Source organism: Cryobacterium sp. SO1 (assembly GCF_004210215.2).
In the GTDB taxonomy this organism is placed as follows: Bacteria; Actinomycetota; Actinomycetes; order Actinomycetales; family Microbacteriaceae; genus Cryobacterium.
Map to the genome: position 1 here is coordinate 1,709,002 of NZ_CP067394.1, position 26,261 is coordinate 1,735,262.

The following is a 26,261-nucleotide window of genomic DNA, read 5'->3' on the forward strand; positions in this document are numbered from 1 at the left end:
CCGCCCCCATCCCACCCGCGTCCGTCCCCGCACCGCCCGCCGACTCCCAGAAACGAGACCCCATGACCATCGACGCCGTCGGCTCCGTGTCCACCGCCGCCGCAGACTCCACCACCGGAGCCAGCATGTACTCGAACACCCCGGTGCGCACGCCCAAACAGACCCTCGACTCCGAGACCTTCATGGCTCTTCTGGTGGCCCAGCTGCGCAACCAGGACCCGAGTTCACCCATGGACACCAACCAGATGATCGCCCAGACCACCCAGCTGGCCATGATGGAAAAACTCACCGCGCTGTCCACCACCGCGGACGAGAACTTCTCGCTGCAGATGCGCACGGCCGCTGCCGCCCTCGTCGGCCAGAACGTCACCTACACGGATGCCGCCGGCGCGAGCGTCACCGGCATCGCGACCGCGGTGTCCTTCGCCGGCCCGGTGCCCCAGGTCACCGTCGGCACCGCCAGCGTGGCGCTCGACGCGATCTCGGGGGTGACCGCCCCGAAGGGGTGAGCCCGCACCGCGTGAACAACGCGCGACCCTGCCCCTCGACGCCCGCCGTCGCCGGCCCGCCAGCCAGCCACCACCAGGTGAACAGCCCGCCCGGCACCAGAACGACATCACCGTATTGACCCATCCGCTGCAGTCACTCTCTCGAAAGGAAGCTCCCATGCTTCGCTCCCTGTACTCCGGTATCTCCGGCCTCCGCGCCCACCAGACCATGCTCGACGTGACCGGCAACAACATCGCCAACGTCAACACCACCGCGTTCAAGGCCTCGGCCACCCAGTTCCAGGACACCCTCTCCCAGCTCACCCAGGGCGCCGGCGGCCCGGGCGCCAGGACCGGTGGCACGAACCCGGCCCAGGTGGGACTCGGCGTGCAGGTGGCCGGCATCGCCACCAACTTCGCGCAGGGATCGTCGCAGGCCACCGGCAAGGCCTCCGACATGCTCATCTCGGGCGACGGATTCTTCATCACCCAGCAGGGCGGCGAGACGGTGTACAGCCGCGCCGGCTCCTTCGACTTCGACTCCGCGGGGCGCCTCGTCACCCCGTCCGGTGCGATCGTGCAGGGCTGGGGTGCGGTGAACGGCGTGGTCAACGAGGGTGGCGCCGTCGGGGACCTGGCGCTGCCGGTCAACGCCGTCATCCCCGGCACGGCAACGAATGCGGTTGCGGTGACAGGCACGCTGCCGTCCGACGCCGTCAAAGACACGCAGGTGCTCCGAGACGTCAAGGTCTATGACGCCTCGGGCGCGGCCCGCACACTCTCCCTGACCTTCACCAAGTCGGCCAGTGGATGGGACGTGTCCGGCATCGACAACGGCGGTACCCCGGTAACGACTTCGCTGGGCTTCACGGGAGATTCGGTGACGTCAGGTGGGACGCTCGTCATCGGTGACCCTGCCGCCGGCGGAGTGACGGTGGACCTCACCAGTCTCAAGGGACTGGCCGGGATCAGCACGGTCAAGGCCGCGGCGAACGGTAGCGCCCCAGGCTCGCTCGAGTCATACACCTTCGGCAAGGACGGCACCCTCGTGGGCCTGTTCAGCAACGGCGAGCAGAAGGCGCTCGGACGGATCGCCCTCGCCACCTTCACCAACCCGGGCGGCCTCGAGAAGACCGGCTCGAACGGCTACCGGGCCACCTTCAACTCCGGTACGGCCGAACTCGGCGCTCCGGGCTCCACTGGACTGGGTTCGCTCACCGGTGGCGCCCTGGAGATGTCGAACGTGGACCTGTCGCAGGAGTTCACCAACCTCATCGTCGCCCAGCGCGGCTTCCAGGCGAACGCCCGCATCATCACCACCTCGGACGAGGTGCTGCAGGAGCTCACCAACCTGAAGCGCTAACGGACGCAGTAAGCGGTCCCGTCGTCGGTCGAGCTTGGCGACGTCGTGCTGAGCCTGTCGAAGTAGACCCGGTGAGACGTGTCCCAAAAATCCCCCATCTCGCGGGATCTCGACAAGCTCGATCAGCGGGTGGTGGCGACCCTGCGTTGGTCGAGCTTGTCAGTGACCCGTTCGATCAGCGGGTGGTGGCGACCCTGCGCTGGTCGAGGTTGTCGACGTCGTGCTGAGCTTGCCGAAGTAGACCCGCTCGATCAGTGTGTGCGGGCTGAGGTGGGCCGTGGCCGGGTGCGGCTGGGCATCTCGATGAGTGCCTGGCCGGGGTCGATGGTCGCGGGTGGCCTGAGCCAGTACCGGCCGTCGTCTTCGAAGACTTGCCAGCGTTGGTTGTGCAGCAGCAAGTGGTGGGCGCGGCAGAGCAGGATGCCCTGGTTGATGTCGGTTCGGCCGTTATCTCGCTGCCAGTGTTGGATATGGTGGGCTTCGGTGAAGGCGGGTGGTCGGTCGCAGCCGGGCCAGCGGCAGCCGCCGTCGCGGGCGGCGAGGGCTCGGCGTTGGGCCCGGTTGAACAGTCGTTGCTCGTGCCCGACGTCGAGGGGCCGGTCAAGCTGGTCGAAGGTGATGTTGATGGTGCCGGAGTCGCAGATGAGGCGTTCGATGGTTTCGGGGGAGATGGGGGCGGTGTTGCCTTCGATGTAGCCGTGGCCGGGTTGGCCGGGTAGGCAGATCAGGATGTCGTCGGCGTCACTGAGGAACCCGGGCTGCAGCGGCTCGGCCATCGGGCAGGGGTCGCGTTCGGGAGGCCCGGATGTGGTGCCGGCGGTGCCGGTCGTGCTGGTAGCGCCGGTGGGGTGGCCGGTGACGCCTGTCGCGCCTGGTCCAGAGGATCCGGTGGGCCTGGTGGGTCCGGTCTGATCGGCGGGTCCGGTGCGATCGGCGGCCTGGGTCGGCTCGCCCGGCGGGGTGGGTTGGCCGGTGTGTCCGGTGTGTCCGGTGGGTCTGGTGTGTCTGGTCGGTCCGGTGTGTCTGGTCGGTCCGGTGGGTCCGTCGAGTTGGGTGGGTTTGCCGGGCTCGGCGGCCTCGGCGGGCCCACCCGGCTTGGTGGGCTGGGTGGGCTCGGCCGGCTGGGTGGGTTCGCCCGGCTGGGTGGGCTGGGTGGGCTCGGCCGGCTGGGTGGGTTCGCCCGGCTGGGTGGGCTGGGTGGGCTGGGTGGGCTGGGTGGGTTCGCCCGGCTGGGTGGGCTGGGTGGGCTCGGCCGGCTGGGTGGGCTTGGTGGGCTGGGTGGTTTCGCCCGGCTGGGTGGGCTGGGCGGGTTGGCCGGTAGCGCCGGCGGTGGTGGTGAGGATCTGCACGGCGGGCCGGCGGCCGCCGAGCATCTCGTTGGGTTGACGGTGGTGCCGGCGGTGAGCAGGTCGATGAAGCCGTCGCAGGTGATCTGGGTGGTGGTGCGGGGGTCGTCCTTGACTCGTTTGGCCCAGGCGGCCCGGTCGGTGTCGACGAAGCGCACGCCGCCGCGGCGGGGGCTGGTGAGGCTGTCGAAGGTGGACTTGATGAATTCGCCCTGTTCCGGCGGGAAGAGGCCGTCGATGCGGACTTGGCCGGTGTTCAGGGTCCAGATGTGCAGGTAGCGGTCGTCCCAGGCTTTCTGTTCGCGCACCCGGATGCCGGCCTCGTCGAGGCAGTCGCGCATCTGCCGGGCCTTTTTGAGCAGTTGGTCCACGTTCAGCGAGGCGGCGTCGGCGAGTAATTGGGTCAGGGCGTCGGCCAGGGCCGGGCCAGTGACGACGGTGTCGACGTCGCCCAGGCCGGTGCGCAGGGCGTGCGCGGCATCGATGGACAGGGTGCCGTCGTTCACGGCGTGCGAGATCGGTGTGTGCCACGGCAGCGGCAGAAGCGGAACCGAAGGGGCGGCCGGGCCGGACCCCTCGGCGGTGCCCGGGCCAAGCGCGTCCCAGTCACGCGCCCCCGGGTCACCCGCCGGATCCAGCGCTTCGTCGCGCAGCCGACGGGCGGCCGCCGCCTCGGCCTCCGCCTGCGCGGCGGCGGCCTGGGCTTCGGCCTCCTCGGCCTCGGCGAGTATCCGGCCCACCCCCACGAGCTTGCGCGACTCGACCTTGCTCGCCCCGGTGAGCTGTTGGATCAACGCCTCGGGGTTCAGAAAGCCCTGCTGCGCGGCCAGGCCGGACTGGCCCAGCTCCCACCGGGAGCGCTGCCCGAGGGTCTTCGCCATCCACGCCTTGCGGGTATCCAACTCGCGTTGCGCCTGCGCGAGGATCCGCTGACCGGCCAACACCTCCGCATCCGACAACGCGTCGTACTCAACACTGCACGAGCCCAGCCTGGCCACGTTCGCGGCGGCATCCACGAACGCGTCACCGCGGGAAGCGGCGAACGTGTCTACGATGGTCGACTGGTTGTTCATACTGCGAATCTAGCCCGATTCCGAAGCTTTGTGTGAGTAAACGTCAACTTGTGGATAACGTTCTCGGGTCAGAGCGAGCGCACGGTCACACGTCCCACCGGGCCATCTAACGTAACGCGGGGACCGGCCGACAGTGGCCGTTGACGACTGCTGGAGTCGTCCGGGAACCAGGGACGGGTCCATGATCGTTGTAACCAGGCTGAATGACAGTCAGTTCGCGATCAATCCTGACCTCATTGAGCGCATCCATGTGAACCCCGACACCACCCTGGTGATGGTCGACGGCGCCAAGTTCATCGTGACCGAGAGCCTGACCGAGGTCATCGAGAAGATCGCCGCCTACCGGGCACGCGTGATCGGACTGGCCTACAGCGGCACCGACGCTTCCACGGGGAGCACAGACAGCAATCCCTACACCCGCCCGGACGCCGTTGTCCCCTTGCGCCCCCGGAGGCTGTAAATGGACCCCGCAACCCTGATCGGCATCGTTCTCGCCTTCGGCGCTCTCTTTGCAATGATCACCATCGAGGGCTCGCACGTCACCGCGATCCTGCTACCCGCCCCGATGGTTCTGGTCTTCGGCGCCACCATCGCCGTCGGAATCGCCGGCGGCACCCTGCGCGACACCGTCAAGGCCGTCAAGGCCCTGCCCGGTGCGTTCCTGGGCAAGACCACCCCGCCCCAGAAGCTCATCGACCAGGTGGTGGGTCTGGCCGAGAAGGCCCGCAGCTCGGGGCTGCTCGCCCTCGAGCAAGAGGCCGACAAGATCAACGACCCGTTCCTGCGCGGCGCACTGCAGAACATCGCCGACGGCACCGACGGTGATGAGCTGCGCATCCTGCTGGAAGACGAGATCGCCACCCGCACCAAGGAGAGCCGCAACGCGGCCAAGTTCTTCACCACACTGGGCGGCTACGCCCCCACGGTGGGCATCATCGGCACCGTGATCTCGCTCACGCACGTCCTCGAGAACCTGGACACCCCATCCACCCTCGGGCCCATGATCGCCGCCGCGTTCGTCGCAACTCTCTGGGGGCTCCTGTCCGCGAACTTCCTCTGGCTCCCCATCGGCAGCCGGCTGAAGCGACTCTCCGACATCGAAGCCGAACGGATGACGCTGCTCATGGAGGGCGCTCTGGCCGTGCAGGCCGGCAGCCAGCCCCGGCTGCTCGGCGAGCGCCTGCAGGCCATGGTGCCGGCGGCATCCGGTAAATCGGCGAAGGGGTCAAAGGGCGGCAAGGCCCAGAAGCCCTCGTCCGAGAAGCCCCTCAAGAAGGCCGCGTGAGCGGACGCGGCCGGGGCCGGGGCCGGGGGCTCGAGGAGGAACACGAGGAGCACGTCGACGAGCGCTGGATGGCCTCGTACATGGACATGGTCACCGTGCTGATGTGCATGTTCATCGTGCTGTTCGCCATGTCCACCGTGGACCAGGCCAAGTTCGTACAGCTGAAGAACTCCTTGGCGACGGGCTTCGGCGCGGTGGACGTGGGCAAGATCGACACCGCCGAGGGCGTCGTGGTGCCGGCCGACCTGGTCGACACCCCGGCGGTGAACCAGGATGTCGGGCTGTCCGACCTCGACCTGGCCATCGCCGAGGTCGACGACCTCACCGCCGTGCAGGAGGCCATGCAGACGGCCCTCACCGCCGTGGGCCTCGACGCCCTCGTGGAGTACGCCATCGACGAGCGCGGCCTCTCGGTGGGCCTGGTCGGGTCCGAGACGTTTTTCGAACCCAATGTCGCCACCCTCAGCTCCCAGGCGGTCTCGGTGCTCGACATCATCGGCCCGGTGCTGGCGGGCAGCCAACGCGAGGTCTCGGTCGAGGGACACGCCGACAGGCACGGGGTGACCATCAACTACCCGACCGACTGGGAGCTCTCCAGCGCCAGGGCCACCCAGGTGCTGCGCCACCTGGTGGAACGCACCGGGGTGGCGCAGGAGCGGATCGGCGCGATCGGCTACGGCTCGGCCCGGCCGGTGGACACCGGCGATGACCTGGCCGCCATGGCTCGCAACCGCCGGGTCGACGTGGTCCTGCTCTCCAACCAGCCCGACAGCGTGCGGGCGCTGATCCCGTCCGTGCTCGATGGCACGGCCGTGCCCGACGAGTCGGCCCCCACGGACAGCACCGCCGTGCACACCAACCCCAAGGACAGCGAAGCCAAGGACAGCACCCCCGCCACCGGCGGCGACACCTCGGCGGTGACCTCCGGGCACTGAGGCCACGGGCAGGCCGGGCGGCCGGGCGGCACAAAACGGCACCGACGACTTTGCCGACGCCGCTAACATCCGTATTCAACCCGCCGATAGTGCCAGTCGTGACGGTCCAGGAACATATCAGCAGCGGCGTGCCCGGAAAACCCGCGCGCGCTGTAGAGGTCTACGACTTCAGCAGACCGACGACGCTGGCCCGTGACCACGCCCGGGTGCTCGAGCTGGCCTTTGAGACCTTTGCCCGCCAGTGGGGTACCCAGCTGACCGCCCAGGTGCGGATGATTTCCCAAGTCACCTGCGAACAGGTGGTGATGAGCGGCTACGACGAGTACGCCTCCTCGCTCCCCGCCACGACCGCCATGGTGCTGTGCACCGTCGAGGGCCTCGACGCCCAGGCCGTCATCCAGTTTCCGTCCGCCGCCGCGCTGTACTGGGTCGCCCACATGCTCGGCGGCACCGGGCTGCCCCTTCCGCCGGAGCGGCCGTTCACCCAGATCGAGCAGGCCCTCGTTCGCCGGCTGATGGACGACGCCCTCGAGGACTTGCGGTACTCCCTCGGCGCCCTGCTCACCCTGCCCATCGCGGTGGACGGCATCCAGTACAACTCCCAGTTCGCGCAGGCTGCGGCCACGTCCGACCTGATGATCGTGGCTTCCTTCACTATCAGGGTCGGCGACAAGACCACGGCGGCCACCCTCGCCCTCCCGGCCGAAGCCCTGCTACCCCAGCTCGGCGAACCCGGCCCTCCGGTCTCGGCCACCCCGCCGGTGGACCTGTTGCGCGCCCAGCTCGGCTGGGTGCCCGTGGACGTGTCCCTGCGGCTCGCGCACGCGCGGGTGCTGCCGAGCGCCATCCTGGCCCTCGCGATCGGCGACGTGCTGGCGATCCCGCATCCCACCCACCGACCGCTCGACCTGGTGGTGGATGGCCGCACTCTGGCCCGCGCTGCCGTCGGCTCCACCGGCTCCCGCCTGGCCTGCATCATCATCGACACCGAGGAAAAGACCCCATGACGCTTCAGCGCTCCGCCTCCGCCCAGTCACCGTCCGCCGCCGGCGGAGTCGGCGTCATCGGCTCAGGGCTCTCCGACGGAGTCGCGGACGCGGCCGTCGCCGCCCTGCTCACGGTGCTGCCCACGCCCACCATCCTCACCGCGACGGTCGGTTCCGGCGCCGGCGTCGTCGGCCGCGCCGGGGGAACCGTGCACGGTGCCGTCGTGGCCTCGTTCGTCGGCGCCACCTCAGCCGACCTGGCCGTGGTCCTCGCCGACCCCGGCTCCCTCGACGCCGCGGCCGGCGCCGAGAGCGGCCTCGTCTCGCGAGACGACATCATCCGCCCGGCCCTCGAGCGCGCTGCCGGCGTGCTCGGCCTCGGTGTGCTGGGCGACGCCCGGATCGACGACGCGACCACCCTGTTCCTCGATGCGGAGACCGTGGTCTTCGAGCTCACCGGCGGCGGCGTCACCGTCGGCTGGTTCGCGATCCGGCTGCGCCTGAACAGCGCGGCCGCCGCAACCGGCGACCGCACCGTGGTCGGCAACCTCGGCCGTATCAACAGCGTCGAAATGGCCCTCACGGTCGAGATCGGCCGCACCAGGATGACGGTGCGCGACGTGCTCGCCCTCGAACCGGGCGCCGTGGTCGAACTGGACCGCTCCGTCGGATCGCCCGCCGACATCCTCCTCAACGGCCGCCTGATCGCCCACGGTGAGATCGTCGTCGTCGACCAGGACTACGCCGTGCGGATCACCCAGATCCTCGATGTGGCCGAGAGCCTGACCTAGGTGGACACCGTCGTCGTCGCCCTGCGAGTGATCCTGTCCCTGGCCGTTGTGCTCGGGCTGCTCTGGGTGCTGCAACGACGCCTGACTAGGGGCGCCGGGTCGCGCGCAGCCAATGTGGTGACCGTCGTGGGCCGGCAGGGCCTCGGCCAGAAGGCCTCAGTGGTGGTGGTGGATGTCGACGGCCGCCGTTTTGTGCTCGGCGTCACCGAGCAGTCGATCAGCGTGCTGCACGACGGCGAGACCGACCCGGCCGCGGCTGTGGCCGGCGGCGCCGGCATCAGCGCCGTGCGCACCGAGGGCGGCAACGATCAGTCGGCTGTCGCTTTCGCCAGGTCGTTGCACGCCGCATCCGGGGGACCGACCCTGGTGCCGTCGGACACCGACACACCGGCAGAGCCGCCGCTGACCTTCCGTCCGCGACGGGATCGCAGCCAGGGCGGTCGGCTCGGCGGCTCCATCCTCTCGCCCTCGACGTGGCAACAGACCGCCGCTCTGCTTCGGCACGGCCGGTGAAAACCGCGAACCCTGCTCTCGGCCGGCCCGTCCTGGCCCCTCCCGTCCCCACCCGGCAGGTCCTGGCCCGATGGGTCGTCATGGCGGCTCTTGTGGCCGTCATCGTGGTGGCCCTGATCCTGCTCGTGGCCTCAACCAGCCACGCGGCGCCGCTCGCCCCTACCGAGCCGATAGTGCCGATCGTGCCCATCGACCCTGCCGTCCCCACCCCGGCCGCCACCCCGGGAACGGGCCTCACCGTGGAGATCAACGGGCCGAACGGCGCGCCGTCTTCGGCCATCGTGACCCTGATCGGCATCACCCTGCTGTCGGTGGCGCCGGCGCTGCTGCTGATGATGACGTCGTTCACCAAGATCTTCGTGGTGCTCGCCATGACCCGCAACGCCCTCGCGCTGCCGTCGATCCCGCCCAACCAGGTGCTCGCGGGCCTGGCCCTGTTCCTGTCGCTGTTCATCATGGCTCCAGTGCTCACCGACATCAACACCGAGGCGTTGCAGCCCTACCTCAACGGCTCGATGACCTTCGACGATGCGGTGACGACGGGCTCGGAGCCGTTGCGCACCTTCATGCTCGCGCACACCAGGCAGGAAGACCTGGCCCTGATGGTGCGGGCGTCCGACCAGCCCAACCCGGCCAACCCCGCCGCGGTGTCGCTCGTCACCCTCATCCCGGCGTTCATGATCTCCGAACTGCGGGCCGCGTTCATCATCGGCTTCGTGATCTTCATCCCGTTCCTGGTCATCGACCTGGTGGTGTCGGCGGCGCTGATGTCGATGGGCATGATGATGCTGCCGCCGGTGATGATCTCGCTGCCGTTCAAGATCCTGCTCTTCATCCTCGTCGACGGCTGGGGCCTGATCATCACCACCCTGGTCAACAGTTACCGGGGTGGCTGATGGACCCCAACGCCGTCCTGGACATCGGCCTGCAGGCCATCGTCGTGTCCGCCAAGCTCTCGGCACCCATCCTGATCACCGCCCTGGTGGTCGGCTTCGCCATCTCCCTGGTGCAGTCGATCACCCAGATCCAGGAGGTGACGCTCTCCTTCGTGCCCAAGGCCATCGCGGTCTGTATCGCCATGCTCATCTGCGGGCACTGGATGATCTCCGAGATCGTCTCGTTCACCACCAACCTGTTCGATAAGATTCCCGGCCTGATCGGCGGCGGCTAGGTGAACATCACCCTGGACTTCGCCTGGCTGGAGGCGGTGATGCTGGCCGGGGTGCGCATGATCGCGTTCCTCGTCGTGGCGCCGCCGTTCTCCTTCAACGCGTTCCCGCTGCGCATCAAGGGCATGCTCGCGCTCGGCCTGGCGCTGGCCGTGGCGCCCAGGGTGGTGCCCGGCTACGCCTCGCCGGACACCGGGGGGTTCATCGTGGCGCTGCTGTTGGAGATCGTGGTGGGCGGCGTGCTGGGTTTCCTGGTCCTCGTCGTGTTCTCCGCCATCCAATCGGCCGGCAACCTGATCGACCTGTTCGGCGGCTTCCAGCTCGCCCAGGGCTTCGACCCGCAGTCGATGGTCAACGGCGCCCAGTTCACCCGGCTCTACCAGATGACCGCGCTGGCCCTGCTGTTCGCCTCCGGCGGCTACCAGCTGATCCTGGGCGGCCTGACCCGCTCGTTCGCCGCGCTGCCGGTCGGCGGCGGCATCGACCTCGCCGTGCCGATGCAGACGGTCACCGCCGCGGTCGGCCAGATGTTGCTGGCCTCGGTGCAGATCGCCGGACCGCTGATCGTGGTGCTGTTCCTCGCCGACGCCGGCTTGGGCCTGCTCACCAGGGTGGCCCCGGCGCTGAACGCGTTCGCGCTCGGTTTCCCGCTCAAGATCCTGATCACCCTCACCCTCGGCGCCGCCGGGTTCATGGCCCTGCCCGGCATCGTCGCCTCGCTCACCGACGACGCGGTGTCGAGCATGTGGGGGGTGCGCTGATGAGCGACGCGGGTGAACGCACCGAACAAGCCACAGAGAAGCGGATGCGGGAGGTCCGGTCCAAGGGTCAGCTGGCCAGGTCGCAGGACCTCACCGCGTGGGTCGGCATCGGCGCCGCCGCGGTGATGATGCCGATGACCATCGAGGCCGGTGCGGCCGCCGGGCGGTCGCAGCTGTTGGACATCCGTAACGTGGCCGAGAACCCGAACCCGGAGCGGGCGCTGCAGCTGCTCGCCGAGGGGCTGGGCACCATGGGCGGCGTCCTCACTCCCATGCTCGTCGTGGTCTGCGTGGCGGTGCTGGCGGGATCGATCCTGCAGGGCGGCGTGCACATCAAGAAGGTCGCCGGCAAGTACGAGCAGTTCAACCCGGTCACCGGGCTCGCACGCACCTTCGGCACCCAGGCGCTCTGGCAGGGGGTAAAGGCTCTGCTGAAGACCATCGTTGTCGGCGTGGTGCTCACCTCGGTGATCCAGGGCCTGACGCCGGTGCTGATGACCGCGGGCGGTCTGCCGGTGATGGTCCTGATCGGCGCGGCCGGCGACGGCACCGCCGCGCTGGTGCAATCGGCCGTGATCGCCGGCCTGGTGCTGGCCGCCGCCGATGTGATGGTGGTGATGCGGCGGAACCGCAAGCGCACGAGGATGACCAAGAAGGAGGTCACCGACGAGCACAAGAGCTCAGAGGGTGACCCGCTGATCCGCTCCCAACGCCGGGCCCGCCAGCTGGCGATGAGCCGCAACCGCATGATCGCCGCCGTCGCCACCGCCGACGTGGTGCTGATCAACCCCACCCACTTCGCCATCGCCCTCCGGTACGAACCGGGCAAGTCAGCCCCGAGGGTCGTCGCCAAGGGGGCCGGGGTGATCGCCGCCCGCATCCGCGAGCAGGCCGAGACCGACACCGTGCCCATCGTCAAGGACATCCCGCTGACCCGGGCCCTGCACAGCGCCTGCGAGCTCGGCCAGGAGATCCCGGTGGAGCTCTACAACGCCGTTGCCCGGGTGCTGGCCTTTGTGCTCGCCCTGAAGACCCGCGGTTCACGCTCCGGCGTGCACACCATGACCCACACCACTCGCCCTCATTTCACCCACCCGGCGGAGGCCATCTAAGTGAACAGCACGCTCGCAAAACTCGCCGTTCCGATCGGAGTGGTCGGCATCATCCTGCTGCTGGTGGTGCCGATTCCCGCCGGGCTGCTCGATGTGCTCATCATCGTGAACATCCTGCTGGCCCTGGTGACCCTGCTCACTACGATGTTCGTCAAGAAGCCGCTGGACTTCTCGGTGTTCCCGTCGCTGTTGCTCGTGGCCACCCTGTTCAGGCTCGGCCTGAACGTCGCGTCCACCCGGCTGGTGCTCGGCGACGGGTACGCCGGCCAGGTGATCGCCTCGTTCGGCCACGTCGCCGTCGGCGGGTCGATCATCATCGGCGCCGTGATCTTCCTGATCCTGGTGGTCATCCAGTTCGTCGTCGTCACCAAGGGCGCCGAACGTGTTGCCGAGGTGGGCGCCAGATTCACCCTCGACGCCATGCCGGGCAAGCAGATGGCCATCGACGCCGACCTGAACGCCGGCCTGATCACCGACGTGCAGGCCAAGGACCGTCGTGCGGAAGTCTCCGCTGAGGCCGACTTCTACGGGGCCATGGACGGCGCCTCCAAATTCGTCAAGGGTGACGCCATCGCCGGCCTGATCATCATCATCATCAACCTGATCGGCGGCATCGCCATCGGCATGCTGCAGCGCGGCATGGAGGTCGGCGACGCGCTGAACACCTACGCCCTGCTCACGATCGGCGACGGCCTGGTCACCCAGATTCCCGCCCTGCTGATGGCCGTCTCCACCGGCATGATCGTCACCCGCTCCAACGCCGAGTCCGACATCGGCGCCACAGCGTCGGCCCAGCTCACCCAGTCCCGCACCGCGCTGATGATCGCCGGCGCCGCCGCGATCCTGATGGCGCTCATCCCCGGCATGCCGATCATCCCGTTCATCATCGTCGGCGCTGGACTGATCGTCATCTCCCAGCGGATCAAGGGCAACGAGGCCAAGGCCAAGGCCGGCGCCGCCGCGGCCGCGGCCGTGGAAGGGCTGGCGCCCCGGACGGACACGGCCGAGGACCTCATGGAGCAGATGCGCGTGCATGCCCTCGAGATCCAGCTCGCCCCCGACCTCGTGGACCTCGTGTCCGGGGCCTCCGACGACCTGCTCGCCCGGGTGCGGGCACTCCGCCGCAAAATCGCGATCGACCTGGGAATGGTCGTGCCGCCGGTGCGCACCAGGGACAACATCGACCTACCGCCGTCCACCTACGCCATCCGCATCGCCGGGGTCGAGGCCGGGCGCGGCATCGCCCCGGCCGGCAAGGTGCTCGCGCTCGGCGACAACCTGGAGTCGCTGCCGGGCACGGCGACCATCGAACCGGTCTTCGGTCTGGCCGGCAAATGGGTGCCGGGCGAGATGCGGCCACGGGCGGAGATGGCCGGCGCCACGGTGATCGACCGGGTCTCGGTGCTCGTGACGCACCTGTCGTCGATCATCACCGGCAACGCCGCGCGCCTGCTCAGCCGTGAAGACGTGCGGGTGCTCACGGATGGCGTCCGCCAGGTCAGCCCGTCGGCCGTGGACGACCTCATCCCCGGCCTGCTCTCCCTGGCCGAGGTTCAGCGGGTGCTGCAGGGGCTGCTCGCCGAGCAGATCCCGATCAACGACCTGCCGCGCATCTACGAGGCCCTGTCGGTGCGTGCGAAGGTGTCCGTCGATGCGGAAGGCCTCGTCGAGGCAGCCCGGCAGGCGCTCGGGCCCGCGCTCACAGCGTTATACCTGGACGGCGCGCTCCTTCGGGTCATCATGATCGAGCCCGGCCTCGAGCAGTCGATGCTCGAGGGCATGCGGCCGAGCGACGCGGGCAGCCAGATCCTGCTCGACCCTGTCCGGGTCGACGCCATCCTCGGCTCCCTGCGCAGCACCATCGCCGCCGTCGAGGCCAGCGGCCGCACGGCCGTGCTGGTCTGCGCTCCGGCGCTCCGGCCGGCCATCCACCGTCTGGTGTCGGCGCAGGCCGGTGGCCTGCCGGTGTTGTCCTACGAAGAGGTCACCTCCGCCAGGGTCGCCATCGAAACGGTGGGGGTGGTCCGTGCAAACGAAACGCTTGCGGCTTGAGGGTTCCACCCTGCCCGAACTGCAGGCCCGCGTGCTCGCCGAGCACGGCGACGGCGCCCGCATCGTCGCTGCCGAGCAGGTGACCGTCGGCGGTATCCGGGGCTTCTTCGCCAAACGGCACATCGAGGTGACCGTCGAGGTGCCCGACGCCCCGGTCCAGGTCCTGGTGGAGCGCGGCTCTCAGCGCCGCCGTGCCGCCCGCCCGAGGGATGAGGTCACCACCAGGCTCGGCATCGCGGCGCTGCTCGATGACGCGGATGCGGCCGAGACGCTTCTGCGCACCGACCCGGCGTCTCCTCGTCGAGCGGCCCGCGAGACCGCCGTCGCACCGGACGTGTCGACGGGCACCCCGGACTTCGCCCGGCTGATGGACGAGCTGACCTTCGCCACCTCGCCCGCCCTTCGGCCCGGCGGCGCGTCGGCGCCGGACGAGCCGGCGGAGCCGTTCGGTTCCTCGGTGCCGGTCGGTTCAGTGGTGCCGTTCCGTTCGGCGGAGCCGTTCCGTTCAGCGGAGCCGGACCGACACGAACCCGGCGACCGGCCGGCACTGTCGTCTGGGGCGCCGACGATGCTGGACGGCCCCGGCGATCTGATCCTGCTCCTCGGCCTGCCCGACGACGTGGCCGTGGCCGCCAGGCTGCTGTCGGCGGGCGCCACGGCAGTGCTCTACGACGAGCGGGACCAGATCGCCGACCGCCGTTCGGCCCTCGCCGCCCGGGCCAGGGGAGTGGAACAGGGCCGGAGCATCCTCGTGGCGCACGCGTCCGGTGACCCTGCCGCGCTGGGCGCCGACCAGGTCTGGGCCGTTGTGCACGCCGGCCGGAAGCCCGCAGACACGGCCCGCTGGGTGCGGGACGCGGGCATGTGGGTCTCGATCGACGCCGTCGCTGTGCTCGGCGTGGACTCCACGGCCACTCCCGGCACCGTGCTGGAGCTGGGTCTGCCGATCGGCTGGCTTGCCCCAGCCGGGCCGCCGCGGCCGTTCGCGATAGGCTGAGCGGATGCTGGTTCTCACGCGCAAACAGGGGGAAAAGATCCTCATCGGTGACGACATCGTCATCACGGTGCTCGAGGTCCGCGGCGACAGCATCCGCCTGGGTGTCGACGCCCCGCGGGGAATCTCCATCCAGCGTGCCGAGATCCTCAAGGCCGTCACCGAGGCCAACCTCGAGGCCAACCTCGCCGCGGACCGGGACGACCAGGTCGCGGCCGACCAGCTCAGATCGAGCCTAGGCCTCTAGGAGGCCGCTGAACAACTTTGGGTGCGGGTGTCGCTTATTTAAGGCGCGCCTGCGGCGGGTCGGCTCTTGGTCGTTAAGACTGGGGTGATGCAGGGTTGTGATGATGGTCAGCGTGAGATTTACGATGTCGATGCCGTAGCGGGGCACTTGCTTCCGCCTGGATCGGTGTTCGCTTTCCTCGCAGCGCACCGTCGGGAGCTGTTTCCCGACGATGCGTTTGCGGACTTGTTTTCCTCGCAGAACGGCCGCCCGTCAATACCGGCGGACGTGATCGCGTCGGTGATGGTGTTGCAAACACTGCACAACCTTTCCGACAGGGAAGCGGCCGAGGCGTTGACGTATGACCTGCGGTGGAAAGCCGCCTGCGGGTTCGCGCTGACTGAAACCTCTTTCCACCCGACCGTGCTGGTCTATTGGCGCAAACGCTTGGCTGCCAGTGACCGGCCGCACCGCATTTTTGAGGCCGTGACCGCGGTCATTGCCCAGTCCGGAGCATTGTCGGGGCGCAAACGCCGGGCGTTGGACTCAACAATTTTGGAGGATGCGGTTGCCCGGCAGGACACCGTCACGCAGCTGGTCGGACAGATCCGCCGTGTTGGCCGGGAGATCCCCGGCGCGGACGTGAGCGTCGCCGGCTTGACCGGCCATGATTACTCCCAGCCGGGCAAGCCCGACATTGCGTGGGACGACCGCGACGCCCGCGACGAGCTCGTCTCCCGCCTGGTCACCGATGCTCTCGCTCTGCTGGGCAGCATCAACGTCCATATCCTCAACAAGAAGCAGCAGGAAACCGTCGCGCTGCTTGCCTTGGTCGCCGGCCAAGACGTGGAACCCGCCGACGGGTCCGACGGGACCGACGGGCGGTGGCGGATCGCCCGCCGGGTCGCTCCCGACCGGGTGATTTCCACCGTCGATCCTGATGCCCGCCATGCGCACAAGAGCCGCCAGAAAAAGATCGACGGCTATAAAGCCCACGTCAACGCGGAGCCCGACACCGGGTTGGTGACGGCGGCAATGCTCACGAAAGCCTCTGGTTCGCAAAACAGCGACGCGGCTCGCGGCGGCGAGCTGCTCGCGGCCGACGTCAGCATCGGTGAGCAAAACATTGACGTGCTGGGTGATTCGGCCTATGGCAGCGGCGGGCTCCTGACCGAGATTCATGCCGCTGGGCACCGGCCGATCATCAAGCCGATGCCGCTGGGCCGAGCCGTTCCGGGCGGATTCACCATCGATGACTTCACCGTGGATGAAACCCTGCAGACCGTGACCTGCCCGGCCGGGAACGTCCGGTCGCTCAGCCCGAAACGACGGGCCAGTTTTGGTAGTTCGTGCCAGGCCTGCCCGCTGATGGCGCAGTGCACCACCGCGAAGTCCGGCAAGAAGATGCAGATTCATCCGCTGGATCAGGTTCGCCGGGAGCACCGCGTCACCGCTCAGGACCCGGACTTTCAAGCCCTTTATCGCCAGCACCGTCCAATGATTGAACGGACGCTGGCGTGGATGACGCGCGGGGCCCGGCGGGTCCGCTACCGCGGCGTTGCCAAGAACAATGCGGGGTGGGTGATCCGTGCTGCCGCGATCAATCTCAAACGGCTCCTCAACCTCGGTTTGACCAGCCAGAACGGGGTTTGGGCCCTTGGATAACACCCCGACGCACAAGGACCACCTCGGCGCACGGTCCCAGGCGGCAGAGCCGCCCACTACGGCCCCATCGATCAGCCCCGACGCGAGATCCCACCATCGTGGCCGATCGCTCAGTCGACCGCACAAAGCCCCACAGCGGAGCAAAAAACCACTCTAAGAACTCGCCGAGGCAACTGGACCCCTAATATTCAGCGCCCTCCTAGCCGGCCGCGGCAGCCCAGCCCTGCCGGCCCCGGCGGCCCCGCCCTGCACCCCCGCCGAGCCAACTGGTCCCCGAACGGACAATTGGGCCCGGCGTAACGGGTGCAATCGTCCGAACGGGCACCAGTTGTGGCCCCGGCTCCTACTCGGCGACGCGGCGATCCAGCCTGGCCACGCCGATCTTCGAGTCGGCCATGCCGTAGAACACGTAGAGCTGGCCCTCGATCTCCTCGATGGCGGTGGGGAACACCACGTTGGGCACGATGCCGCTGGTCTCATCGGCGGTCTCGGCCTTCAGCAGCGGCTCGCTGGTGCGGCTGAGCACGATCGTGGGGTCGTCGGCGTCCAGGATCATGCCGCCAGCGGCGTAGTTCACCTTCTGCTGCTGGTCGAACGCGCGGGCGAGGATGCCCGTGACGCCGTGGTGCAGCAGCAGCCAGCCCTCCGGAACCCGCAGGGGTGCCGGGCCGCCGCCGATCTTGAGTTCCTCGAACGCGTACTCGGGGCCGGCCAGAAACCGGTGCCCGCGCCAGAACGTGAGCGCGGAGACATCCGCCAGCGCGTCGGCGACGGGCACGTAGCTGATCCAGATGCTCTGCCGCTGGTCGGTGACACCGGCCGGCACCCGGATGCCCTCGCCGGGCTTGGTCTCCTCCAGATCCCACATCGGCCGGTGCAGTACAGCGAAGCTCTCCACCCCGTCCGGTGCGGTGACCGGCTCGGGGAAGAACACCGTGTCCTTGTTGTGGAACAGGTTGAGGTCCATGTCCAGGGATTCGTCGTAGGCGAACAGGGCCGGCCCCAGCCGACGCCACTCGCGCAGGTCATCGGAGACCGCCACGGCGGTGCGGGGGCCGAGCGGCCCGTAGGCGACATAGGTCATCACGTGCAGGCCGAGACGCGGGATGAAGGTCACCCGGGGGTCCTCGACGCCGGCGTTGTTCGCGCCGCGCTCCCAGCCCCGGTCCGGTGCGAGAACCACGCCCTCGCGCTCGACGCCGGTCGGCACCCCGTTCTCGATGATCACCCGGGCCAGCCCCACCCTGGAGACGTTGCCGGTGGCGACGAGCCGGGGGAGCAGGTACAGGGTGCCGTCCGGCGTGTGCCCGGTACCCGGGTTGAGCACCCCCTCGGCCTCGAGGGCGTTACCGTCCTCCGGCGACATGATGACGCCCATCCTGGTGAGGGTGTACGGGAATGTGGTCGTGGTGGTGGTAGAGCTCATGACTAACCTTTCACGCCCGAGCCGATGTCGCTCGAGACGAAGTGCCGTTGGAACAGGATGAAGAGCACGACCGCGGGGGCGGCCAGCACGCAGGCGCCGGCCAGGATCGCGCCGAACGGATTCGCCGCGGTGGCCGCGACGTTGGTGAGGTAGTTCGCCAGCGAGACCGCGAGCGGTTGCAGCGAGGCCTCCTTGGTGATCAGGAACGGCCAGAGGAACTCGTTCCACGGGCCGATGAAGGTGAGCAGCACAACGGTCAGCAGTGCCGGCCGCACGAGCGGCAACGCGATGCTCCAGAGAATCTTGAGCTCGCCCGCGCCGTCGATCCTGGCCGCGTCGAAGAGCGCCCGGGGAACCTGCAGGAAGTACTGCCGGAAGATGAGCACCGCCGTCGAGTTGATCGCGAACGGCAGGATCATGCCCAGGTAGTTGTCGGCCAGGCCGTAGTCCCTGGCGATCATCACGTAGAGCGGGATCATCAGCAGCTGGAACGGCACCACCTGAACGAGCAGCACCAGAGCGAAGGTGATGCCGCGTCCGCGCCACTGCAGCTGCGCCAGGGCGTAGCCCACCAGCACACCGAACACGACGGTGCAGAGGATGACACCGCCGGCGAAGATGCCGGAGTTGGCCAGGCCCTGCAACAGGTCGATGCGGCTGTTGATGGCGGTGTAGTTCTCGCCGGTGATGTTCGCCGGGTTCGGGAAGGCCCCGGCCACGGTCGAGTCCGGTTCGGTCTGCAGCGAGCCGATCACCATGTAATAGAACGGGAACAGGAACACCAGGGCGCCCGCGAACAGCACGGCGTAACGCAGGATGTTCTGGCCACGGCTCAGGCCGTCGACCTTGCGCGTCCTCGAGCGTGCGACGGTGCTCACGATTCGTCCCCTCCGGCCAGCTTGCGTTGAATGAACGCCAGGATGAGCACACCGATCACGAGGATGACCCCGATCGCGGCGGCGATGTCGGGCGCGCCCTGTTCGATGCCGCGCTGATACATCAGCAGCACGGGCGACGACGAGGCGCCGTTCGGGCCGCCACCGCCGGTGAGCAGGTACGGCTCGGTGAACAGGTTCGCCCCGGTCACCGTGGCCAGCAGGAGCACCAGCACTGTCGCGGGCCGCACGCCGGGCACGGTGATCGAGAAGAACATGCGGATCTTGCCGGCACCGTCAGTTGCCGCGGCCTCGTAGAGCTCCTCGGAGACGTTCTGCAGGGCGGCCAGGTAGAGCAGGATGAAGAAGCCCATGCCCTTCCAGGTGACGAAGATGGCAATCGTGGGCATCGCCCACTGTTCGTTGATCAGCCAGGCCGGGTCGGGGGCCAGCGGGCCGAGGATCTGATTGACCAGGCCGTTACCGCTGAACAGGAAGATCCAGACGCCGACCACGGCCACGCTGGCCGTGACGTACGGCACGTAGAAGGCCACCCGCAGGAAGGTGCGGGCATGGACGACCTTGTTCAGTGCAGTGGCGAGAACGAGCGAGAGCACCACGGTGAGCGGCACGTTGATCAACAGGAAGATGCCGACGTTGCCGAACGACCGGATGATCGCAGGATCGGAGAGCACCTCCTGGAAGTTCGCGAGTCCGACGAACGGCCGGTCGACCACGGCGCCGGGGGCGGCGAAGAAGTAGTCGTGGAACGACATGTAGAAGGCGAAGACCAGCGGATACGCGAAGACCAGCAGCACGAAGGCCAGGTACGGAGCGCTGAGCACGAGCCCGAGCGGGTTCTTGCCCAGCCACTGGCGCCTGCGGCCCCGGCGGGGGCCCCCGCCGCCAGGCCGTGCGGGCCTGGCGGCGGGGTTCGGGGTGACGCTCTCGGGTGAGACTGTCGTGGACATGAGGGTTACGGCTGCGCGATCAGTTCGTTGACCTTGTCGGCGGCTGCGTCGAAGGCGTCGGCGACGTCGCCCTCTCCGGTGATGACGTGCTTCGTCCACGCGTCCCTGAACGCCTGCCAAGCGGCGACGGAGTTGGCCACCTGGGGTACCTCGACCGTGCGCGACGCCTGGTCACCGAACTGCTCGTAGGCCGGGTTGGCCGCGAAGTACTCGGGGTAGGCGCTGGTCAGGTCGGCCCGCAGCGGCATCTGGCCGGTCAGCTCGAGGAGCTGTCCGTCCTGCTCCTGGCTGGTGGCGAACTTCAGCACGTCCCAGGCCGTGGCCTGGTTCTCGCAGGCCGTGAACATTCCCACGTTCTTCGCATCGCTGAAGGTGTACGCCTCCTCGGCCGGGCTGCCGGCGCTGGTGGGGAAGGTCACCGCTCCCCAGTTCACCGCATCCTTGTAGACCGAAACGGCCCAGGGCCCTGCGCTCGACATGGCGGCCTTGCCGTCGGCGAACGAGTCGCCCTGGTACTGCTCCTTGCCCGCAAGGCCCTCGGCGTACAGGGTCTTCCAGAACTCGCCGACCGCGACGCCCTCGTCCGAGTTGAACGTGGCTGCGCCGTCCTCGATGAGGAGGCTGCCATCGGTCTCGGCCGCGTAGGTGGGGTAGAAGTCGAACCAGCTCTGGAAGAACTGGCTCGTGGGCGAGGGGTAGATGGCGTACTCGGCCGCGCCGCTGGAGACCAGGGTGCGTGCGGTGGCCGTGAACTCCTCGTAGGTGCCCAGCGCGGGGTTCTCCGGGTCGAGCCCTGCCGCGGCGAAGAGGTCCTTGTTGTAGAACAGCATCACCGGGTTGGACTTCCACGGCATCTGGTAGAACTTGCCGTCGTCGCTCTGGTATTGGTCGGCAAGGTCGCCGGTGCGCTCTTGGATGTAGGCGTCGCCGTCCTCAAAACTGCTGAGGTCCACCAGCCCGCCCTGCTTCTGGAACTGTGGCACCGCCACCGGGGCGGTGTTGAAGACCAGGCAGGGGGCGTTGCCGGCGGTGATGGCGGCGCCGATGACCTCTTCGCTGCTCTTGCCGGCCGGGATCTCCTGGGCCTTGACCTGCTCATCGGGGTGGTCGGCGTTCCAGGCCTCGACCATCTGCTTACCCCAGAGCACCTCGTTCTCGTTGTTCGAATACCAGATGGTGATGTCACCCCTGGAGTCGGCGCCACCCGAGCTGCCGCCGCTGGAGCAGGCGCCGAGGGCGACGACCATGGCTGCGGACGTGACGGCGGCGGCCACGAGGCGCCTGCCGTTTCGGGGAGTGGTGCGTGGGCGGATGTTGCTGTGCATGTCGTTCTCCATTCATGATCCCGCAGCAGCTCTGCTGCGGCATTTCGTGCCGGCGGTACGTGTGAGTGAGGCGGCTCTCGGCGGGAACCGAATCAGTGGGATGTCGGAGCCGCCGCCGAACCCCGGATGATCAGACGGGCGGCGGGAAGCTCAATGTCATCGGCGGACCCGGTTCGGATGAGCCCCAGCAGGGTGGTCGCGGCCGCCCGGCCCCAGACCATCGGGGTCGCGCCCACCGTGGTGAGCGCGGGGTAGACGTACCGGGCGAATTCGATGTCGTCGAACCCGGTGATCGAGAGGTCGTCAGGCACGCTCACCCCGAGTTCCTGGGCGACGCCGATGCCGGCGATGGCCATCGGGTCGTTGGCGAAGACGATGGCAGTGGGCGGCTGGGCCTGACGGAGCAACCGGCGCGTGGCATCCGCCCCCGCCGAGATCGAGAAGTCGGTCTCGACGACCTGCCCGTCTCCCAAGCCGGCGTCGCGCATGGCGGCGGTGAAGGCGGCCCTGCGCCGGTTGCCGTGCAGCATCGCGGGGCTGCCGGCCACATGGGCGATCCGCCGGTGCCCGAGACCGGCCAGGTGCCGCACCGATTCGCTGATGCCGTTGGTGTCGTCGATCGACACCGACGGGAACGGGCTGGGCTGGTCGGGGCGACCGAGGGTCACGGCCGGCAGGCCGAGTTCGGACAGGTACGGGATGCGCGCGTCATCCTGCCGCAGGTCGCTGAGAAAAACGCCATCGACCCGGCCGTCGGCCACGAGGGTTCGATAGGTGGCCAGTTCGGTCGACACGTCCGGCACCACGCTGAGCACCAGGGCGAGGCCCTCCGGAGCGAGGATGGTCTCGACGCCGGCGATGAAGGAGGTGAAGAACGGGTCGGACCCGAGCACCTCGGGGTCCCTGGCGATGACGAGGCCGAGGGCGAATGACCGCTTGGACGACAGCGACCTGGCCCGCAGTGATGGGGTCCAGCCGAGGGTTCCGGCGACCTGCAGGATGCGCGCACGCGTCTCGGCGGACACGCCGGGACGGTCGTTGAGCGCGAACGAGACGAGGCCCTTGCTGACCCCGGCCTCCCTGGCCACGTCGGCGATCGTCACCTTGCTGGAATCCTGGGCGGGATCCATGGGCCTCCTCGTTGATGGCGGGTGCGGGTCGGCCGTGTGGCTACCTTAACCGGTTTAGGACAATCTATACCGGTTTAGTTCTCCCGTCAAGCAGTTTCTGTCCGTCAACGGGTGCCGGCCTTGAGACGGTGGCTCCACGGGCCTAGGGTGATCTGCACCATGGACTGGTTCGCTACGGGGGAGTACGACCTCGCGCGCGAGATCCTGCAGCGAGGCATCGCCGCGATGTTCCTGATCGCGTTCGTCTCCGCCCATAACCAGTTCCCGGCGTTGCTCGGCGACACCGGCTTGCTCCCGGTCCGGCAGTTCACGGCGGTGGTGCCGTTCCGACGGTCGCCCAGCCTGTTCCACTGGCGCTACTCCGACCGTATGCTGCGGGCGGTCGCCTGGTCCGGGATGGCCCTGGCCGCCACCGTGGTGCTGGGCCTGCCCCAGCTCGGCCCCGCCTGGCTGCCGATGCTCGTCTTCCTGCTGCTCTTCGCCGGCTACCTCTCGATAGTGAACGTGGGGCAGACCTTCTATTCGTTCGGGTGGGAGAGCCTGCTGGTGGAGGCCGGGTTCATCGTGGCGTTCCTGGGCTCCAGCGCCGTCGCCACCCCGCTGCCGATGCTGCTGTTCCTACGCTGGTTGGTGTTCCGGCTCGAATTCGGCGCCGGCCTGATCAAGCTGCGGGGCGGCCGCGAGTGGCGCGACCTCACCGCCCTGTTCTACCACCACGAGACCCAGCCGATGCCCAACCCGGTGAGCTGGTTCGTGCACCACCTGCCCCGCTGGTTCCACCGGGGCGAGGTGCTCGCCAACCACGCCGTGCAGCTTGGTCTGCCTTTCCTGCTTTTCGCCCCGCAGCCGGTGGCGTCGATCGCGGCGGGCCTGATCGTGCTCAGCCAACTGTGGCTGGTGGTCACCGGCAACTTCGCCTGGCTCAACTGGATCACCATCGTGCTGGCGTTCGCGGCCGTCGACGACGCCTCCTTCCGCTGGCTGGGCGGCCTGATGCTGCCCGGGCTGCCGGCGGCGGCGCCCGGCGGCAGCACGGCGCCGGGGGAGCAGCCGCTCTGGTTCGTGGTGGTGGTACTCGCCGTGGTCATTCTGCTACTGGTGCTCAGCTACTGGCCGGCCCGCAACCTGTTCCGACGCCGCCAGTTGATGAACGCGAGCTTCAATCCGTTCCACCTGGTCAACGCCTACGGTGCGTTCGGCACCGTCACCCAGGAGCGGTTCGAGGTGATCGTCGAGGGCAGCGCTTCCGCTGACCCGCAGGACGCCACGGCCTGGCGGGCATACGGATTCCGAGGCAAGCCCGGCGACCCGGCCCGGCTGCCCGGCCAGTTCGCCCCGTATCACCTGCGCCTGGACTGGCTGATGTGGTTCCTGGCGCTCGGCTCTCGCGACACGGCCTGGTTCGAGGCGTTCCTAGCCCGGTTGTTGCAGGCGGACCCGGCCACTCTGCGGCTGCTCGCGCACGATCCGTTCGCCGGGCAGCCGCCGCGGTTCGTGCGCGCCCGGATGTTCCGCTACAGGTTCAGCACGCCGGCCGAGCGCCGGGCCGAGCACGTGTGGTGGGTGCGCACCGAGGTGGGTACCCTGGTGCCAGCGGTGACGCTGCCGCCGGAGTAGTCCTGCATCCGATCGCTCAGCAGCCGATCGCTCAGCAGCCGGACGAGTGGCGGCCGGGCCGCTCAGCGTCCGCACCGCTCAGTGTCCGCACCGCTCAGTGTCCGCGCAACTCGTCGATCTCGCGCCGCTCGCGCTTGGTGGGCCGGCCGGCCCCGCGGTCGCGCATGGGCACCAGGGCCACCTCTTCGCGCGGTGGCGGTGGCGGGGTGTTGTCCACGAAGCACTCGGCGGCCACGCTCGGGCCCACCCGCTTCACGATGATTCGGGAGACCACCAGCACCCGGTCGAACCCGTTGGCCCTGATCCGCACCTCGTCGCCGGGCTTGATGGCCTGGGCCGACTTGGCTCGTTCGCCGTTCACCCGCACGTGCCCGGCCCGGCAGGCCGCCGTGGCCTGCGAACGGGTCTTGTACATCCGCACCGCCCACGCCCAGCTGTCCACCCGTGCGCTTCGCAATTCCATGCCTCGACTCTATACGCGGGCGCCGGCGGCTCCTCGGCGCAGCACGAGGTCAGCGCAGCACGACCCACAGGATGAGCAGCATGGTCACCAGGAACCCGGTGAAGAAGTTCAGGCGCAGGAATCGCTTCCAGCCGTTGTTGGCACGTTCGGACTCGGCGTCGCTGATCGACCGGTACGGCCACGCGGCAAGAATGTACGGGATCACCAGGACTGCGGCAAGCGGCCCGGGCCAGGTGGTGACGAGCATCAGCAGCCCGGCGAGAAGCCAGAAACCGATGGCCAGGCGCACGGTCTGAGCGGCGCCGAACGCCGTGGCGATGGAGCTGATGCCGCCCTGCCGGTCGGGTTCGACATCCTGCACGGCGCCGAAGGCATGACTGGCTATGCCCCAGAAGAAGAATGCCGCCAACAGCGCCACCAGGTCGGGTGTGACCACGGCGCCGGCCACCGCGAGGCCGTAGACCGCCGGGCTGACGAAGTGCACGCTCGAGGTGACCGAGTCCAGTACCGGCCGCTCCTTGAAGCGCAAGCCCGGCGCTGAGTAGGCGACCACGGCGAACAGACTGATCGACAGCACGACCCACGACCACGGGTTCGCGCCGGCCAGGACGAGCATCAGCAGCAGCACCGGCAGCGCCGTCGCCACGCCGGAGATCAGCACCGTGCGGTGCATGCCCGGATCGAGCATGGCGCCCTCGACGCCGCCCTTGCGCGGGTTGCGCAGGTCGGACTCGTAATCGAAGACGTCGTTGATGCCGTACATCAGCAGGTTGTACGGGATCAGGAAGAACAGGGTGCCCACCACGAGGAGCGCGTCGACCCGGCCCGTCGTCACGACGTAGGCGGCGGCGAACGGGAAGGCCGTGTTGATCCAGCTCAGCGGACGCGAGGACAGCAGCACCTGCCGCACGGAGTGGCCGAGTCCGGTGGGGCCGGTGGGGTGAATCGCCTCGGTCATGCGTCCTGTGCTTCTGCGGGTGGTGCTGCGGGTGATGCTGCGGGTGATGCCGTGGGTTGCTCGGCGCGTCCGGCCGTCGGACGCCGGGCATCGCCGCCGCGCAGCGACCAGACGGCCGGCAGCAGCAGGGCCGCGGCCACCGGATACGCGAAGTCCTCCACGGGCGCGATCCCCACGAACACTCCGGAGATCAGAGCCGGGTCGTACGCGACGAGCCCCACCCCGATCATGATGTTATCGAAGAGCGCGGTGAGCACGAGCACGGCGACCAGCGCGAGCCCGGATGCCGCGTAGAGCCGCCTCGACGCCGGCCGCCGCCACAGCGCCACGGCGGCCACCAGCGCCGCGAGGCCGAGGAACACGGCGTTCAGTCCGAGGTAGCTCACGAGGCGCGCCTCCGCTCCAGCAGCACCCGGGCGCCCTGCAGGGCATTCATGAACAGGTAGCAGAGGAAGGTGAGGAAGAAGACCTCTTCGATGGGCAGCTCCCGCGCCACCTGCAGCCCGGTCATGAACGCGGTCTCGCCGCGGTAGAAGATGCCGGCGGAGATGCCGATCAGGTCCCAGGCCAGGAAGAACAGCACCCCCGCCGCGAGCACGACGGCCGCGGCGCGGGGTGCCCGCCAGAAGAACAGGCCGAACCGGCGGTCGAGCACCACCATCCCGGTCAACGACACCAGCAGGGCGAGCAGATACGCGAAACTCAGCATCGCTCAGGTCACCATCCGCCGGGTCCGT

The 26,261-nt window shown here is 68.8% G+C and carries 28 protein-coding genes; 17 read left to right on the forward strand and 11 right to left on the reverse strand.

Features of this window, described 5'->3' with window-relative positions:
• Window positions 1-62: 62 nt before the first annotated feature.
• Window positions 63-509 (forward strand): flagellar hook assembly protein FlgD, encoded by a 447-nt coding sequence (locus tag BJQ95_RS08040; protein WP_256041582.1) that lies wholly within the window; start codon window positions 63-65, stop codon window positions 507-509.
• 157 nt (window positions 510-666) lie between these two features.
• Window positions 667-1,851 carry a flagellar hook protein FlgE gene (locus BJQ95_RS08045; protein WP_130178928.1) on the forward strand — a complete coding sequence of 395 codons (1,185 nt, stop codon included), beginning with the start codon at window positions 667-669 and terminating at the stop codon, window positions 1,849-1,851.
• Between the two features lie 251 nt (window positions 1,852-2,102).
• On the opposite strand, the gene BJQ95_RS08050 is transcribed toward BJQ95_RS08045, so the two are convergent.
• Window positions 2,103-2,627 (reverse strand): HNH endonuclease signature motif containing protein, encoded by a 525-nt coding sequence (locus tag BJQ95_RS08050; RefSeq protein WP_256041611.1) that lies wholly within the window; start codon window positions 2,625-2,627, stop codon window positions 2,103-2,105.
• Window positions 2,576-4,270, reverse strand: a complete 1,695-nt coding sequence (locus tag BJQ95_RS19420) for a DUF222 domain-containing protein (protein WP_305088571.1) — start codon at window positions 4,268-4,270, stop codon at window positions 2,576-2,578. The genes BJQ95_RS08050 and BJQ95_RS19420 overlap by 52 nt, the downstream gene beginning before the upstream one ends.
• Before the next feature lie 181 nt (window positions 4,271-4,451).
• On the opposite strand from BJQ95_RS19420, the gene BJQ95_RS08060 reads away from it, so the two are divergent.
• The 14 genes from BJQ95_RS08060 (at window position 4,452) to BJQ95_RS08125 (ending at window position 16,759) form a co-directional block, all read left to right on the forward strand.
• Window positions 4,452-4,730, forward strand: a complete 279-nt coding sequence (locus BJQ95_RS08060) for a flagellar FlbD family protein (RefSeq protein WP_130178232.1) — start codon at window positions 4,452-4,454, stop codon at window positions 4,728-4,730.
• Entirely contained in the window at window positions 4,731-5,555 is an 825-nt protein-coding gene (locus BJQ95_RS08065) for a motility protein A (RefSeq protein ID WP_130178231.1), read from the forward strand.
• Window positions 5,552-6,490, forward strand: coding sequence for a flagellar motor protein MotB (locus BJQ95_RS08070; protein ID WP_130178230.1), 939 nt, complete (start codon window positions 5,552-5,554; stop codon window positions 6,488-6,490). The genes BJQ95_RS08065 and BJQ95_RS08070 overlap by 4 nt, the downstream gene beginning before the upstream one ends.
• A 98-nt stretch (window positions 6,491-6,588) precedes the next feature.
• The gene (locus tag BJQ95_RS08075; protein ID WP_256041583.1) at window positions 6,589-7,497 is read left to right on the forward strand and encodes a flagellar motor switch protein FliM; all 909 of its coding nucleotides are present in this window, start codon (window positions 6,589-6,591) and stop codon (window positions 7,495-7,497) included.
• Complete coding sequence (gene fliN, locus BJQ95_RS08080; protein ID WP_130178229.1) at window positions 7,494-8,267, forward strand: flagellar motor switch protein FliN; 774 nt, start codon at window positions 7,494-7,496, stop codon at window positions 8,265-8,267. The genes BJQ95_RS08075 and fliN overlap by 4 nt, the downstream gene beginning before the upstream one ends.
• A complete protein-coding gene (gene fliO / locus BJQ95_RS08085; RefSeq protein WP_130178228.1) occupies window positions 8,268-8,780 on the forward strand; it encodes a flagellar biosynthetic protein FliO in 513 nt (170 codons plus the stop codon).
• Between the two features lie 80 nt (window positions 8,781-8,860).
• A complete protein-coding gene (gene fliP, locus BJQ95_RS08090; RefSeq protein ID WP_130178234.1) occupies window positions 8,861-9,676 on the forward strand; it encodes a flagellar type III secretion system pore protein FliP in 816 nt (271 codons plus the stop codon).
• Window positions 9,676-9,951 (forward strand): flagellar biosynthesis protein FliQ, encoded by a 276-nt coding sequence (fliQ, locus tag BJQ95_RS08095; RefSeq protein WP_130178227.1) that lies wholly within the window; start codon window positions 9,676-9,678, stop codon window positions 9,949-9,951. Before fliP ends, fliQ begins: the two co-directional genes overlap by 1 nt.
• The gene (locus tag BJQ95_RS08100) at window positions 9,952-10,710 is read left to right on the forward strand and encodes a flagellar biosynthetic protein FliR (RefSeq protein ID WP_130178226.1); all 759 of its coding nucleotides are present in this window, start codon (window positions 9,952-9,954) and stop codon (window positions 10,708-10,710) included.
• Complete coding sequence (locus tag BJQ95_RS08105; RefSeq protein WP_130178225.1) at window positions 10,710-11,822, forward strand: flagellar biosynthesis protein FlhB; 1,113 nt, start codon at window positions 10,710-10,712, stop codon at window positions 11,820-11,822. Before BJQ95_RS08100 ends, BJQ95_RS08105 begins: the two co-directional genes overlap by 1 nt.
• A complete protein-coding gene (locus tag BJQ95_RS08110) occupies window positions 11,823-13,874 on the forward strand; it encodes a flagellar biosynthesis protein FlhA (protein ID WP_130178224.1) in 2,052 nt (683 codons plus the stop codon).
• Window positions 13,849-14,871, forward strand: coding sequence for a hypothetical protein (locus BJQ95_RS08115; RefSeq protein WP_130178223.1), 1,023 nt, complete (start codon window positions 13,849-13,851; stop codon window positions 14,869-14,871). The genes BJQ95_RS08110 and BJQ95_RS08115 overlap by 26 nt, the downstream gene beginning before the upstream one ends.
• A 4-nt stretch (window positions 14,872-14,875) precedes the next feature.
• On the forward strand, window positions 14,876-15,115 hold the full coding sequence (gene csrA, locus BJQ95_RS08120) for a carbon storage regulator CsrA (protein WP_130178222.1): 240 nt from the start codon (window positions 14,876-14,878) through the stop codon (window positions 15,113-15,115).
• 87 nt (window positions 15,116-15,202) lie between these two features.
• Complete coding sequence (locus tag BJQ95_RS08125) at window positions 15,203-16,759, forward strand: IS1182 family transposase (protein WP_130178737.1); 1,557 nt, start codon at window positions 15,203-15,205, stop codon at window positions 16,757-16,759.
• A 343-nt stretch (window positions 16,760-17,102) separates the two neighbouring features.
• Here BJQ95_RS08125 and BJQ95_RS08130 read toward each other — a convergent pair whose 3' ends face one another.
• The 5 genes from BJQ95_RS08130 to BJQ95_RS08150 all read right to left on the reverse strand — a co-directional run bounded on the left by BJQ95_RS08130 (window position 17,103) and on the right by BJQ95_RS08150 (window position 22,486).
• Window positions 17,103-18,185: a glycosidase gene (locus BJQ95_RS08130; RefSeq protein WP_130176063.1), complete on the reverse strand. Its 1,083-nt coding sequence runs from the start codon at window positions 18,183-18,185 to the stop codon at window positions 17,103-17,105.
• A 2-nt stretch (window positions 18,186-18,187) separates the two neighbouring features.
• A complete protein-coding gene (locus BJQ95_RS08135; protein WP_130176067.1) occupies window positions 18,188-19,021 on the reverse strand; it encodes a carbohydrate ABC transporter permease in 834 nt (277 codons plus the stop codon).
• Between the two features lie 38 nt (window positions 19,022-19,059).
• Window positions 19,060-20,031 carry a carbohydrate ABC transporter permease gene (locus BJQ95_RS08140; protein WP_256041584.1) on the reverse strand — a complete coding sequence of 324 codons (972 nt, stop codon included), beginning with the start codon at window positions 20,029-20,031 and terminating at the stop codon, window positions 19,060-19,062.
• A gap of 5 nt (window positions 20,032-20,036) precedes the next feature.
• Window positions 20,037-21,356 carry an extracellular solute-binding protein gene (locus tag BJQ95_RS08145; RefSeq protein ID WP_130176061.1) on the reverse strand — a complete coding sequence of 440 codons (1,320 nt, stop codon included), beginning with the start codon at window positions 21,354-21,356 and terminating at the stop codon, window positions 20,037-20,039.
• A 92-nt stretch (window positions 21,357-21,448) separates the two neighbouring features.
• A complete protein-coding gene (locus BJQ95_RS08150; RefSeq protein WP_130176060.1) occupies window positions 21,449-22,486 on the reverse strand; it encodes a LacI family DNA-binding transcriptional regulator in 1,038 nt (345 codons plus the stop codon).
• Between the two features lie 159 nt (window positions 22,487-22,645).
• On the opposite strand from BJQ95_RS08150, the gene BJQ95_RS08155 reads away from it, so the two are divergent.
• Window positions 22,646-24,103: a lipase maturation factor family protein gene (locus BJQ95_RS08155; RefSeq protein ID WP_130176059.1), complete on the forward strand. Its 1,458-nt coding sequence runs from the start codon at window positions 22,646-22,648 to the stop codon at window positions 24,101-24,103.
• A 94-nt stretch (window positions 24,104-24,197) separates the two neighbouring features.
• On the opposite strand, the gene BJQ95_RS08160 is transcribed toward BJQ95_RS08155, so the two are convergent.
• From BJQ95_RS08160 to BJQ95_RS08175, 4 genes are read right to left on the reverse strand one after another with little or no spacing between them, the layout of a single operon-like run.
• Window positions 24,198-24,566 carry an RNA-binding S4 domain-containing protein gene (locus BJQ95_RS08160; protein ID WP_130176058.1) on the reverse strand — a complete coding sequence of 123 codons (369 nt, stop codon included), beginning with the start codon at window positions 24,564-24,566 and terminating at the stop codon, window positions 24,198-24,200.
• A 49-nt stretch (window positions 24,567-24,615) separates the two neighbouring features.
• The gene (locus tag BJQ95_RS08165) at window positions 24,616-25,524 is read right to left on the reverse strand and encodes a prenyltransferase (protein WP_130176057.1); all 909 of its coding nucleotides are present in this window, start codon (window positions 25,522-25,524) and stop codon (window positions 24,616-24,618) included.
• Entirely contained in the window at window positions 25,521-25,910 is a 390-nt protein-coding gene (locus BJQ95_RS08170; RefSeq protein ID WP_256041585.1) for a lycopene cyclase domain-containing protein, read from the reverse strand. Before BJQ95_RS08170 ends, BJQ95_RS08165 begins: the two co-directional genes overlap by 4 nt.
• Window positions 25,907-26,233: a lycopene cyclase domain-containing protein gene (locus BJQ95_RS08175; RefSeq protein WP_370688381.1), complete on the reverse strand. Its 327-nt coding sequence runs from the start codon at window positions 26,231-26,233 to the stop codon at window positions 25,907-25,909. The genes BJQ95_RS08170 and BJQ95_RS08175 overlap by 4 nt, the downstream gene beginning before the upstream one ends.
• Window positions 26,234-26,261 lie beyond the last annotated feature (28 nt).